Genomic DNA, 12,876 nt, shown 5'->3' with positions numbered 1-12,876 from the left:
AATATTTCTACACAGCTTTTGTCGCAAATTGGCTGTTGTACAGATCAGCGTAGAAGCCGTGCTGTGCGAGCAGCTCCAGATGCGTGCCTTGCTCAATGACCGTACCGTGGTTCATAACCAGGATCAAATCAGCTTCCCGGATGGTCGACAACCGATGCGCAATCACGAAAGACGTGCGATCCGCCATCAGATGATTCATGGCCCGTTGAATCGCCATCTCGGTCCGCGTATCAACGCTGCTCGTCGCCTCATCGAGAATCAGAATCGCCGGATCGGCCAGAATGGCGCGGGCGATGGTCAAGAGCTGCTTTTGCCCGTGGGACAGGTTGGACGCTTCTTCATTTAAAATCGTATCATACCCGTCCGGCAGCGTCCGGATAAAATGATCCGCGTTCGCTGCAATGGCTGCCTGCACGACATCGTGCTCGGTGGCATCCTTGCGGCCGTACGCGATGTTGTCGCGGATCGTGCCGTTGAACAGCCACGTATCCTGCAGCACCATGCCGAACATTTCACGCAGATGGCTGCGGGACATGTCGCGCGTATCGACGCCGTCAATGGCGATTCGTCCGCCGTTTAATTCGTAAAACCGCATGAGCAGGTTGACGATCGTGGTTTTGCCTGCGCCGGTAGGACCGACAATAGCGACCGTCTGGCCGGGCTTTACGTTGATGTTCATGCTTTCGATGAGCGGCTGATCCTCTTTGTAGGAGAAGGCTACGTTATCAAACTGAACATGGCCTTGTACGTGGGAGACCGTTTTCGCCACTGAAGCTTCCGCCACTTCCTCTTTTTCATCCAGCAATTCAAAAACCCGCTCAGCCGCCGCAATCGTCGACTGAATAACGTTCGCGATATTCGCCACTTGCGTAATCGGCATGCCGAACTGATTCGAATATTGAATGAAGGCGAGAATGTCCCCGATTTTAATCGCGCCGTGAGTAACCATGATGCCGCCGATGACGCTGACGAGCACATAGCCGATGTTGCCGATGAACGACATGAGCGGGAAAATCAGCCCGGAAATAAACTGCGCTTTCCAGCCCGTGTGGTAGAGCCGATCGTTGATCTCGTTGAATTTATTCACGGAGTCCTGCTCACGTCCGTATGCTTTTACAATCGAATGCCCGGTAAACATTTCCTCAACGTGCCCGTTGAGCTCGCCGATCGTCCGCTGCTGGCCGATGAAATATTTTTGCGAGCGGGAGGCGATCATCTTCGTGCCCCAAATGCTCAGCGGCAAGGTGATAATCGTCGCCAATGTCAGCAGCGGGGAGATCGTCAGCATCATGATGATGACCCCGAGAAGCGTCACAATCGACGTAATGAGCTGCGTCAAGCTTTGCTGCATTGTCGACGAGATCGTATCGATGTCATTCGTCGCGCGGCTCATCGTATCTCCGTGGCTGCGGGAATCGAAGAAAGAGAGTGGTACACGCGTCAGCTTCTCACTGATATCGCGGCGCAAGTTGAAGACGACGCGCTGAGCGACGTTGACCATGACGCGCTGCTGCACGTACGTAAGCGCTGCACTGAGCACATACAGGACGGCGAGAATCAGAATAATGTGCAGAATGCCGTCAAAATCGATTTTGGCTCCTGCGACACCTTTCATCTTCGCCATCGCGCCTTCGAACAGCTTGGTGGTGGCATTCCCCATCAGTTTCGGGGAGACGATGCCGAAGAGGGTGCTAAGGATCGCCGCTACGAGCACAATGGAGATGGAGACCCGGAACGGTTTTAAATAAGAAAGCAGCCGTTTCAGCGTGCCTTTGAAATCTTTGGCTTTTTGAACCGGACGTCCCATGCCGCCGGCGCCTCCCCGGCCAAAATGCCCCGGGTTTACGCCAGGGGGAGGGGAGGAACGGTGATCTTTCCCTTTGTCGCTCATGCGCTTTCCTCCTCCGATAGCTGGGAAGCTACGATTTCCTGATAAACGTCGCAGGTTCGCATCAGTTCGCTATGCGTACCGATTCCGGCGATGCGTCCTTCGTCCAGGACGACAATTTTGTTAGCGTCCATAATCGTGCTGACGCGCTGCGCGACGATAAGCATGGTTGCTTGCTCGGTTTCCGCTTTCAGCGCTGCGCGGAGCTTGGCATCGGTTTTAAAGTCGAGCGCGGAGAAGCTGTCGTCGAATACATAAATCGAAGGCTTTCGCGCAAGCGCACGGGCAATGGAGAGGCGCTGCTTCTGACCACCGGACAGATTCGTGCCGCCTTGGGCCAACAGGGAACTGTAGCCGTCTTTCATTTCTTCTATAAAATCTCTTGCCTGCGCCGTCGCGGCGGCATGCCTCATCTCTTCTTCCGAAGCGTCTTCGTTGCCGAAGAGCACGTTGGATGCCACAGAACCGGAGAAAAGAACCGCTTTCTGCGGCACATAGCCGATTTGCCCGCGCAAACTCTCCAGTGACAGCGCGCGGATCCCCGTACCATTCAGCGCGATTTCACCGCTGTCCGCGTCGTAGAAGCGAAGCAGCAGGTTCATCAGCGTCGTTTTGCCTGAACCTGTACCGCCGATAATGGCCGTCACTTCACCGGGCTCCGCCGTAAACGAAATGTCGTGCAGCGCTGGTTGCTCGGCGCCGGGATAGGAGAATGTCACGTCACGGAATTCGACTCTGGTTTCACGGCCTTTCAGCACTGCAGGCGCAGACGCATCATGAATCGTAGACTCAATCGCAAGCACTTCATTAATACGAGCCGCGGAAGCGGTTGCGCGCGGGATCATCATGAAGATCATCGTCATCATGAACATGCTGAACATAATTTGCATTGCGTACTGAATGAATGCCATCAGATCGCCGATTTCCATATGATTGTTATCGATCCGAATACCGCCGTACCAGAGAATAACGACCATGCCCATGTTAAAAATCAGCATCATCAGCGGCATCATCGTGACCATAATGGAGTTCACGCGAATCGCCGTTTGCGTAAATTCCTGGTTTGCCGTTTCAAATTTTTTCTTTTCGTGCTCGGAGCGGTTAAACGCTCGAATGACGCGAATGCCGGTCAAATGTTCGCGCAGGACGAGGTTGATGCCGTCGATTTTCACTTGCAGCGCTTTGAAAAGCGGCATGCCGGTACGCATAATGCCGACGATGACCAAGGCGAGGATCGGAATTACGGCTACTAATACAAGCGCCAAATGAGCATCTTTATAAGTAGCCATAATAACGCCGCCGATCAGCATCGTTGGTGCGCCGATGAACATCCGCATCATCACAATCACTTGCTGCACTTGAGAAATATCGTTCGTCGTGCGCGTAATGATGGAGGACGTGCCGATTTTATCAAATTCCCCCAGAGAAAAGCTTTCGACATGCGCGAACAGCTTGCGCCGCAAGTCTCTGCCGAAGCCGGTCGCCGTGCGGGCAAGCAGATAGCTCGCCACCATGACACAAGCCATTGCGCCCATAGCCACGAGGAGCATGTAGGCGCCGAATCGGAGAATGTATCCGACATCGCCTTTGACGACCCCGGTATCCACGATGTCCGATAAGAGGGTCGGCAAGTAGAGCTGCGCCAGCGACTGAAGGAGCATCAAAATAATGATGGCCGCAACTGATGCTTGGTACGGTCGTAACAACCGAAAAAGTTTAAACATAGGTTCCTCCTTCATCCTCGACAACTCGATAATTAGCATGGTAATTATATCATATCCGATCTTTATTACTCTAATTTGAGGAAAGAAAAAAATATTGACTTACGGTGTCGAAAATGGGATAATTCTTTCAATTACATAAGTACCTTTAAAGACAGTCCAGAGAGGCTGGCAAGGTGAACGATTGAAAGTCGGGATGGTCGAACTGCGGTTCGACTGTACCAGCTCGGATGCGCTGTATCCAGCTGACCCGCTCTGTCTCGTTGTGCGTTCGGAACTCCTTGCCGCAAATTGGCAAGGAGTTTTTTGGTTTCCGAACCCGAACCGGCTAATGGCTGAATCAGACGTTAAGGAGGCGAGAACGATGAGTGAGACGGCGGAACATACCGTCATTATGGACGAAATGGGTATTCGCAGAGCGTTGACGCGGATTGCGCACGAGATCCTGGAAAAGAATAAAGGGGTAGAGAACTGTACCCTGATCGGCATTCGTACCCGCGGCATTTATTTGGCCAAGCGTGTGGCGGAACGCATTTTGGATATTGAAGGCGTCCCGATGCCCGTGGGCGAAATCGACATCACGTCCTACCGGGATGACCGCGTCAAAGTTCGCTCCGTGGAAAACGCGCAGGAAGGCGGCAAGCTGCAAATCCAGGATCGCAAAATCATATTGTTCGACGACGTGCTCTTTACCGGTAGAACCGTTCGGGCGGCGATGGACGCCTTGATTGATCTCGGCCGACCGCAAATGATTCAGCTCGCTGTGCTGGTGGACAGGGGACATCGCGAACTGCCGATTCGTCCCGACTATGTGGGCAAGAACGTGCCGACATCCAAAAGCGAAAGCATCGAAGTGATGCTGACGGAGAAAGACGATAAAGATGAAGTCATCATTCGATGGTTGAGGGGGAAACAGGAGTGAGTATCGTGAGCACACAGCAAACAAAGCATTTCTTGGGTCTGAAAGGCGTAAGCGCCGCGGAGATCACAAGCCTTCTGGATCGCGCAGCATACTGGGAGCAGCATCCATCCAAAGTGACGAATACCCTGCAAGGCAAATTCGTATCGAATCTATTCTTTGAAAATAGCACAAGAACACGCTTCTCGTTTGAACTCGCTCAGAAGCGCCTCGGCGCGGGCGTGCTGAACTTCTCGGCAGCGGAATCGAGCGTGCAAAAAGGCGAGTCCATCTACGACACGGTGCGGACCTTGGAGTCTATGGGCATCGATGCCGGCGTGATCCGCCTCAAGCCAACGGGCGTGCTGCAAGAGCTCGCCGAGAAAATCAAAGTCCCGCTCATCAACGCGGGCGACGGTAACAACGAGCATCCGACGCAGGCGCTGCTCGACTTCTACACGATGCGCAAGCATTTCGGCGCCATCAAAGGATTGACCGTCTCCATCGTCGGAGACATCCTGCACAGCCGCGTCGCGCGCTCCAACCTGTGGGGACTGCTGGAGCTGGGGGCAAAAGTGAAGTTTTGCGCGCCGCCTAGCATGCAAGCGCCGGAGCTAGCACAGTTCGCGCCTTACGTAAGCTTCGAGGAAGCTTTGCAATCCGACGTCGTGATGATGCTGCGCGTGCAGCTGGAGCGCCACGACCATGGGCTGCTGCGCTCCACGGAAGAATACCGTGAGCAGTACGGCATGACGATAGAGCGGGCAAGCCGCATGGCGCCTCATGCGATTATCATGCATCCAGCTCCGGTGAACCGGAATGTAGAGATCGACGACGAATTGGTCGAGCACGAGAAGTCCAAAATTTTTACGCAAATTGCCCACGGCGTGCCGATTCGGATGGCCGTCATCGAGCGAGCGTTAACATAACCGAGGAGGCTACAAGAGCATGGGGATTTGGATTCTGAACGGATTAACCGTTGATGTCAATAATGAAACAGCGAAGAAACACATTTTGGTCGAAAATGACGTGATTACACAGGTGCTGGACGCCTCCGCAGGCGAGGCGCCGCAAACGGCAGGACACGAAGTGATCGACGCAGCAGGCAAGCTGGTAACGCCAGGCTTCATCGACATGCACGTGCATCTTCGCGAACCGGGATTCGAGCATAAAGAGAACATTGCGACAGGCACACGCTCTGCGGCGAGAGGCGGTTTTACAACGATCGCCTGCATGCCGAACACAAGACCGGTTATCGATACGGTCGACACGGTGAACTACATATATGATAAGGCGGCGACGGAAGGTGTGATTCGCGTCCTGCCTTACGGGACGATCACCAAGAACCAGCTCGGCCGCGAATTGACGGATTTTGCCGCACTCAAAGAAGCGGGCGTTATCGGCTACACGGATGACGGCGTCGGCGTTCAGAGCGCGCAAATGATGAAGGATGCAATGGCTTTGGCCGCTTCGATGGATATGCCGATCATCGCGCACTGTGAGGACGACACGCTGGTTGTCGGAGCAGCCGTAACGGAAGGTTCGTTCTCGAAGAAACACGGGCTCAAAGGCATCCCGAACGAATCCGAAGCGATTCACGTTGGCCGCGACGTGCTGCTGGCAGAAGCGACAGGTGTTCACTACCACGTGTGCCACGTATCCACCGAGCAATCGGTTCGCCTGATTCGCCAAGCGAAAAAATTCGGCGTCAACGTAACCGCAGAAGTGTGCCCGCATCATCTGGTGCTCTCCGACGAAGACATTCCGGGGCTTGACGCTAACTGGAAAATGAACCCACCCCTGCGCACACCGCGCGACGTGGAAGCGGTGATCGAAGCGTTGGAAGACGGCACGATTGACATCATCGTAACCGACCACGCGCCGCACGCAGAAGAAGAGAAAGCCAAAGGCATGATGATGGCACCATTCGGTATTCTCGGGTTTGAGACAGCGTTCCCGCTGCTCTACACGAAGTTCGTCGAGACAGGGAAATGGACGCTGGGCTTCCTGGTTGACCGCATGACGAAGAAGCCGGCTGACGTGTTCGGACTGCCATACGGCACCTTGAGCGTCGGAACCAAAGCGGACATCACCATCGTCGATTTGGACACGCCGCGTGACGTCAAGAAAGAAGAAATCGTCTCCCGCAGCAAAAACACCCCGTTCATTGGTTGGGAACTCAAAGGCTGGCCGGTTGTAACGATTGCATCGGGCAAAGTCGTCTGGTCATAAAAAGTTCGAAAAAGGCTCATTAAAGTGAAGCGAATTGCCCGGAAAGCCCTATACGGTTGGTCAAAAATCGTGTATATTTATACAAACAGATTGATTTTTATGCAAGTCCTTGCGGGAAGCAAGGCGAAAGGGATACGGCGGTTCGCAAGGGGAGTCGCCTGACAAATGCGAAGGAGTTGAACTACATGCAGGCAAGATTGTTGCTGGAAGACGGCACGCTTTTTACAGGTAAATCGTTCGGTAGTGAAGGTGAATCCGTCGGCGAGGTCGTTTTTAATACAGGTATGACAGGTTATCAAGAGGTGCTTTCCGATCCATCCTACTGCGGGCAAATCGTCACGATGACTTATCCGCTGATCGGTAACTACGGCGTGATCCGCGACGACTTCGAATCCGTGCGTCCATTCATCCACGGCTTCGTTGTGCGCGAGCACGAAGACATTCCAAGCAACTGGAGAGCGCAATACACACTCGGCTCCCTGCTTAAAGAGTACGGCATCGTTGGCATCTCCGGTATCGATACGCGTATGCTGACGCGTAAAATCCGCCACTACGGGGTCATGAAAAGCATCATTACCACTTCCGACAAATCCGTTGAGGAACTGATGGAAGTGATGAAGAATACAACACTGATGACGGACCAAGTTTCCCGCGTGTCCACGAAGAGCGTATTCGGTGCGCCTGGTCACAAAGAGCGCGTTGTTGTGGTAGACTTCGGCGCGAAAAGCGGCATTATCCGCGATCTGAGCAAGCGCGACTGCGACGTTGTCGTCGTACCACAAGACGCAACGGCTGAGCAAATTCGCCGCCTTGCACCGGACGGCGTGCTGCTGTCCAACGGCCCTGGGGATCCGAAAGATGTTCCACACGCGGTCGAAATGATCAAAGGCATTCTGGGCGATATTCCGCTGTTCGGCATTTGCTTGGGTCACCAATTGTTCGCACTCGCTTGCGGCGCCGATACAGATAAACTGAAATTCGGACACCGCGGCGGCAACCATCCGGTGAAAGACTTGATCTCCGGACGCTGCTACATCACATCCCAGAACCACGGCTACACGGTGAAAGAAGAATCCGTTCAAGGCACGGATCTGGAAGTTACGCACATCAACAACAATGACCGTACAATCGAAGGTCTGCGTCATAAAAACTATCCGGCATTCTCGGTGCAATATCATCCGGAAGCGGCTCCGGGGCCATTCGACTCCAGCTACCTTTTCGATGATTTCATCCAGATGATTCGCGACTATAAAACGAACAACCCTGAGCAGCCGCGCCAAGCGCAAATGCTGGCTCAGTGGAAAGCGTCCGCGCAAGCTAGCTCGGCAGCTGTCAAGGAGGAACTTCAATATGCCCAAAAATAATACACTCAAAAAGATTCTCGTGATCGGCTCCGGCCCGATCGTCATCGGTCAAGCGGCCGAGTTTGACTACGCCGGCACGCAAGCTTGCCAAGCACTCAAAGAAGAAGGCATGGAAGTTATCCTGATCAACTCCAACCCGGCGACGATCATGACGGACACAAACATGGCCGACAAAGTATATATCGAGCCAATTACGCTCGAATTTGTTACACAAATTATCCGTCAAGAACGTCCTGACGGCTTGCTTCCGACACTCGGCGGCCAAACAGGCCTGAACATGGCGGTTGAACTGGCCCGTGCAGGCGTTCTCGAGAGCGAGAACGTGAAACTGCTAGGTACGCAGCTGACAGCGATCGAGAAAGCGGAAGACCGCGATTTGTTCCGCGACTTGATGAGAGAGCTTGAGCAGCCGGTACCGGACAGCGTCATCGTGACGTCCGTTGCCCAAGCGGTTGATTTTGCCAACGAAATCGGCTTCCCGATCATCATTCGTCCTGCGTACACGCTCGGTGGTACAGGCGGCGGGATCTGTAACACAATGGAAGAACTGACGGACATCGTCGCTTCCGGTCTGCGTTACAGCCCAATCGGCCAATGTCTCGTTGAACGCAGCATCGCCGGCATGAAAGAAGTCGAGTACGAAGTCATGCGCGACGCGAACGACAACTGTATCGTTGTGTGTAACATGGAAAACTTTGACCCGGTTGGTGTACATACAGGCGACTCCATCGTCGTAGCGCCAAGCCAAACGCTGTCGGACCGAGAGTATCAAATGCTTCGCTCCGCATCCCTGAAAATCATCCGCGCCTTGAACATCGAAGGCGGCTGTAACGTACAATACGCGCTGGACCCACACAGCTTCCAATACTATGTCATCGAGGTTAACCCTCGGGTGAGCCGTTCCTCCGCGCTCGCTTCCAAAGCAACGGGCTATCCGATTGCCAAAATGGCGGCGAAAATCGCGATTGGCTACACACTGGACGAAATCGTCAACCCGGTAACGGGCCAAACGTATGCATGCTTCGAGCCTGCGCTGGACTACATCGTCTCCAAAATCCCGCGCTGGCCGTTCGATAAATTCACAGCGGCTAACCGCAAACTCGGTACGCAAATGAAAGCAACCGGCGAAGTTATGGCGATCGGGCGTACGTTCGAAGAGTCCATTCACAAAGCGGTTCGTTCCTTGGAAATCGGCGTACACCGCCTGTTCCTGAAAGAAACGGATCTGCTCGACAAAGAGACGCTGGAGTTCCGTCTGCAAAAGCCGGACGACGAGCGCCTGTTCTTACTCGCTGAAGCTTTCCGCAGAGGTTATACGATTGATCAACTGCAAGACATTACGAAAATCGACTGGTGGTTCCTGAGCAAGCTGAGCGGCATGATCACATTCGAGCAGGAGATCGCGGCTGCCGAGCTTACGCCAGAACTCATCCTAGACATTAAACGCAAAGGCTTCACAGACCGCGCGGTTGCGGAAATCCGCACACTTGCCGGCTGCGCGACTTACACGAAAGAGGCGGACGTTCGCGCTTACCGTCTGCAGCATGGCGTCAAACCAGTTTACAAAATGGTAGACACTTGCGCGGCGGAGTTCGAAGCTTCGACACCGTACTACTACTCGACTTATGAGCAGGAAGACGAAGTGACGGAAACAGAGAAACAGAAAGTCGTTGTTCTCGGCTCCGGTCCAATCCGTATCGGTCAAGGTATCGAATTCGACTACTCCACAGTTCACGCGGTGTGGGCAATCCAAGCTGCGGGCTATGAAGCGGTTATCATTAACAACAACCCAGAGACGGTATCGACGGACTTCAACACATCCGACCGTTTGTACTTCGAGCCATTGTTCTTCGAGGATGTCATGAACGTGATCGAGCGCGAGCAGCCAATCGGCGTTATCGTCCAATTCGGCGGTCAAACGGCGATCAACCTGGCAGCTCCGCTGCACAAAGCAGGCGTACGCATCCTTGGCTCCGATCTGGAAAGCATCGATACTGCTGAAGATCGCAAGAAATTCGAAGCTCTGCTGAAAAAGCTGGCGATTGCGCAGCCTCCTGGCGGTACAGTAACGTCCGTAGATCAAGCGGTAGGTACAGCGGCACAGTTCGGTTATCCGGTTATCGTACGTCCTTCCTACGTACTGGGCGGTCGTGCGATGGAGATCGTGTACTCCGACCAAGAGCTTTTGAATTACATGGACTATGCGGTTAAAATCAACCCTGAACATCCGGTTCTGATCGACCGTTACATGCTGGGCAAAGAAGTTGAAGTTGACGCGATCTGCGACGGCGAAACGGTTCTGATTCCGGGCATCATGGAACACATCGAGCGCGCAGGGGTTCACTCCGGTGACTCCATAGCGGTTTATCCGCCGCAGTCGCTCTCGGACAGCATCAAAGCGCAAATCGTCGATATCACGACGAAAATCGGTCTGGAACTGAAAGTGTTCGGTCTGGTGAACATCCAGTTCGTTATCCACAACGACCAAGTGTATGTGATCGAGGTTAACCCGCGTTCTTCCAGAACGGTGCCGTTCCTGAGCAAAGTAACGAACATTCCGATGGCGAACGTGGCAACACGCGTTATCATGGGGCAAAAGCTGACCGATATGGGCTACCAAAGCGGTCTGTGGCCTGAAGATGCGTATGTCTCCGTCAAAGTGCCGGTGTTCTCCTTTGCGAAACTGCGCCGTGTTGACACGACGCTCGGACCTGAAATGAAATCCACTGGCGAGGTTATGGGCCGCGACATCAACTTCGCGAAAGCTCTGTACAAAGGCCTCATCGGTGCAGGCATGAAAATCCCGGCTGCCGGCTCGGTTGTCGTGACGGTAGCGGACAAAGATAAAGAAGAAGCGATCGAAATTCTGAAAGGCTTCTACCGCCTGGGCTACAAGATCATCGCAACTGGCGGTACGGCAACGGCGATTGAGCAAGCGGGTCTGCCTGTAACGACCGTTAACAAACTAAGCGAAGGTTCACCAAATATCCTGGATCTGATTCGCAGCGGGGACGCGCAATTCGTGGTCAACACGCTCACCAAAGGCAAAGAGCCTGAGCGCGACGGCTTCCGCATCCGCCGTGAAGCGGTGGAGAACGGCGTCGTGTGTATGACATCCCTAGATACCGTAAGAGCGCTTGTGAACATGTTGGAGGCTATTAACTTCTCCTCCCGTTCCATGCCGGTCTACGCATAAGGAGGATCAACGACTTGACGACGTTAACCCGAGCTGAATTGACAGGCCGAATCATGGTCGCTTTGGATTACGCAAACGCGGAGAGTGCGGAAAAGCTGCTGACGCAGCTTGACGGCATTCCCTGCTTCGTCAAGGTTGGGATGCAGCTGTTTTATGCTGCAGGCCCAGCCTTTGTCGCGAATTTGAAGGATCGCGGCTACAAAGTGTTTCTCGATGTGAAGATGCACGACATTCCGAACACGGTCAAGGGCGGCGCGGAGAGCGTGACGCGCCTTGGGGTCGATGTGTTCAATGTGCATGCCGCCGGAGGCAAGCAAATGTTGGAGGCCGCCTTGGAGGGGGTCGACAAGGCGCTTGCAGGTGGGGGCGATCGACCGCAGGTCATCGCCGTCACGCAGTTAACCAGCACGAGCCAAGCCGTGCTGAATGAGGAGATCGGCCTCGCCGGTTCCATGGAAGAGGCCGTGCTGCGCTATGCGCGCCTGACGCGTGCGGCGGGCCTTGCCGGTGTTGTCGCGTCGCCGCACGAAGTGACGGCGATTAAAGCCGCATGCGGCGCCGACTTCGTCACGGTGACGCCGGGCATTCGCCCTGCGGGCGCCGACGTGGGCGATCAGTCACGCATCATGACGCCGCAGCAGGCGTTTGCGCAAGGCACGGACTACGTTGTGATCGGGCGCCCGATCACCGGCGCGGCGGATCCGCGCGCGGCGATCGAAGCGATCATCGATTCTGTAAACTAAACGATGGAAGGAACGGGGAATGAACATGAGTCAATTAGAAACGATTGCGCAGCATATTGCCGCATCTTTGCTGGAGATTGGGGCGGTAGCGCTCCGTCCGCAGCAGCCTTTTACATGGACATCCGGTCTGAAATCGCCGATTTATTGCGATAATCGCCTCACAATGTCCTACCCGGCGATCCGTGAAGCAATTGCCGACGGTTTTGCGGCGCTGATCAAAGAGAAATTCCCGCAAGCCGAAGTTGTGGCGGGAACAGCGACAGCGGGCATCCCGCACGCGGCTTGGGTCGCGCAAAAGCTCGGCCTGCCGATGATCTACATTCGCGATAAAGCGAAAGGGCACGGCAAAGAGAACCTGATCGAAGGTACTGTGAAGCCTGGTCAAAAGGTCATCGTCATCGAGGACCTCATCTCGACGGGCGGCAGCTCGCTGAAAGCGGCGCTCGCCGTGAATGACGCAGGCGCCGAGTCACTTGGCGTGCTGGCGATTTTCTCCTACCAGCTGGACAAGGCAACAGAAGCGTTCAAGGCGGCGAATATGCCGCTGGAAACGCTGTCCAACTACTCTGCGCTACTGGAGGTTGCGCTTGAAAAAGGCGCGATCCAAGCATCCGATATGGAGCTGCTGCGCTCCTGGCGTGCGAATCCTGCCGCTTATGGCGTGACCGTCGGAAATTGACGGATTTTGGCAGCGGCTTTATACTAGAGAAGTGTTAGGTTGTCGTTAACCTTTCACGATAAAGGCAAATGACGCGAAAGCGGCAGACGCAAAGCTACAGGGGCTAACCGGCGGGAACGCCGCATGCCTGCCAGCTACCGCATGGAGAGGAGAAA

Annotated in this window: 9 protein-coding genes and 1 riboswitch; of the genes, 7 read left to right on the top strand and 2 right to left on the bottom strand. The window is 54.4% G+C overall.

The genetic code is table 11. The features are described 5' to 3' along the window. Positions 1-7: 7 nt before the first annotated feature. Together ABE504_RS05490 and ABE504_RS05485 are read right to left on the bottom strand one after the other, a co-directional pair. Complete coding sequence (locus ABE504_RS05490; RefSeq protein WP_430085576.1) at positions 8-1,891, bottom strand: ABC transporter ATP-binding protein; 1,884 nt, start codon at positions 1,889-1,891, stop codon at positions 8-10. Next, a complete protein-coding gene (locus ABE504_RS05485; protein WP_430085573.1) occupies positions 1,888-3,612 on the bottom strand; it encodes an ABC transporter ATP-binding protein in 1,725 nt (574 codons plus the stop codon). The genes ABE504_RS05490 and ABE504_RS05485 overlap by 4 nt, the downstream gene beginning before the upstream one ends. Before the next feature lie 361 nt (positions 3,613-3,973). Here ABE504_RS05485 and pyrR point away from each other — a divergent pair, with 361 nt between their 5' ends. The 7 genes from pyrR to pyrE all read left to right on the top strand — a co-directional run bounded on the left by pyrR (position 3,974) and on the right by pyrE (position 12,721). Beyond that, positions 3,974-4,531 carry a bifunctional pyr operon transcriptional regulator/uracil phosphoribosyltransferase PyrR gene (gene pyrR / locus ABE504_RS05480; protein WP_430085570.1) on the top strand — a complete coding sequence of 186 codons (558 nt, stop codon included), beginning with the start codon at positions 3,974-3,976 and terminating at the stop codon, positions 4,529-4,531. A gap of 5 nt (positions 4,532-4,536) precedes the next feature. Beyond that, positions 4,537-5,436: an aspartate carbamoyltransferase catalytic subunit gene (locus ABE504_RS05475; RefSeq protein ID WP_430085568.1), complete on the top strand. Its 900-nt coding sequence runs from the start codon at positions 4,537-4,539 to the stop codon at positions 5,434-5,436. 19 nt (positions 5,437-5,455) lie between these two features. Continuing rightward, positions 5,456-6,739: a dihydroorotase gene (locus tag ABE504_RS05470; protein ID WP_430085566.1), complete on the top strand. Its 1,284-nt coding sequence runs from the start codon at positions 5,456-5,458 to the stop codon at positions 6,737-6,739. Between the two features lie 185 nt (positions 6,740-6,924). Continuing rightward, positions 6,925-8,103: a glutamine-hydrolyzing carbamoyl-phosphate synthase small subunit gene (carA, locus tag ABE504_RS05465; protein WP_430085563.1), complete on the top strand. Its 1,179-nt coding sequence runs from the start codon at positions 6,925-6,927 to the stop codon at positions 8,101-8,103. Then, positions 8,090-11,299, top strand: a complete 3,210-nt coding sequence (gene carB / locus ABE504_RS05460) for a carbamoyl-phosphate synthase large subunit (RefSeq protein WP_430085561.1) — start codon at positions 8,090-8,092, stop codon at positions 11,297-11,299. The genes carA and carB overlap by 14 nt, the downstream gene beginning before the upstream one ends. A 53-nt stretch (positions 11,300-11,352) precedes the next feature. Beyond that, entirely contained in the window at positions 11,353-12,042 is a 690-nt protein-coding gene (gene pyrF / locus ABE504_RS05455) for an orotidine-5'-phosphate decarboxylase (RefSeq protein ID WP_430085748.1), read from the top strand. Between the two features lie 25 nt (positions 12,043-12,067). Beyond that, positions 12,068-12,721 (top strand): orotate phosphoribosyltransferase, encoded by a 654-nt coding sequence (gene pyrE, locus ABE504_RS05450; protein WP_430085558.1) that lies wholly within the window; start codon positions 12,068-12,070, stop codon positions 12,719-12,721. A 53-nt stretch (positions 12,722-12,774) separates the two neighbouring features. After that, a riboswitch (cyclic di-GMP riboswitch) is annotated at positions 12,775-12,863 on the top strand. Positions 12,864-12,876: the final 13 nt, after the last annotated feature.

The sequence above is a fragment of the Paenibacillus oryzisoli genome (genome assembly GCF_050467285.1).
Classification (GTDB): domain Bacteria; phylum Bacillota; class Bacilli; order Paenibacillales; family NBRC-103111; genus Paenibacillus_E; species Paenibacillus_E oryzisoli_A.
This window is presented reverse-complemented; position numbering and strand designations above follow the sequence as displayed.

What these genes read in the sequence shown, in the direction of transcription:
- ABE504_RS05490 (WP_430085576.1), bottom strand. Translation starts at nt 1,891, where the DNA reads ATGAGCGACAAAGGGAAAGATCACCGTTCCTCCCCTCCCCCTGGCGTA.
- ABE504_RS05485 (WP_430085573.1), bottom strand. Translation starts at nt 3,612, where the DNA reads ATGTTTAAACTTTTTCGGTTGTTACGACCGTACCAAGCATCAGTTGCG.
- pyrR (WP_430085570.1), top strand. Translation starts at nt 3,974, where the DNA reads ATGAGTGAGACGGCGGAACATACCGTCATTATGGACGAAATGGGTATT.
- ABE504_RS05470 (WP_430085566.1), top strand. Translation starts at nt 5,456, where the DNA reads ATGGGGATTTGGATTCTGAACGGATTAACCGTTGATGTCAATAATGAA.
- carA (WP_430085563.1), top strand. Translation starts at nt 6,925, where the DNA reads ATGCAGGCAAGATTGTTGCTGGAAGACGGCACGCTTTTTACAGGTAAA.
- carB (WP_430085561.1), top strand. Translation starts at nt 8,090, where the DNA reads ATGCCCAAAAATAATACACTCAAAAAGATTCTCGTGATCGGCTCCGGC.
- pyrF (WP_430085748.1), top strand. Translation starts at nt 11,353, where the DNA reads ATGGTCGCTTTGGATTACGCAAACGCGGAGAGTGCGGAAAAGCTGCTG.
- pyrE (WP_430085558.1), top strand. Translation starts at nt 12,068, where the DNA reads ATGAGTCAATTAGAAACGATTGCGCAGCATATTGCCGCATCTTTGCTG.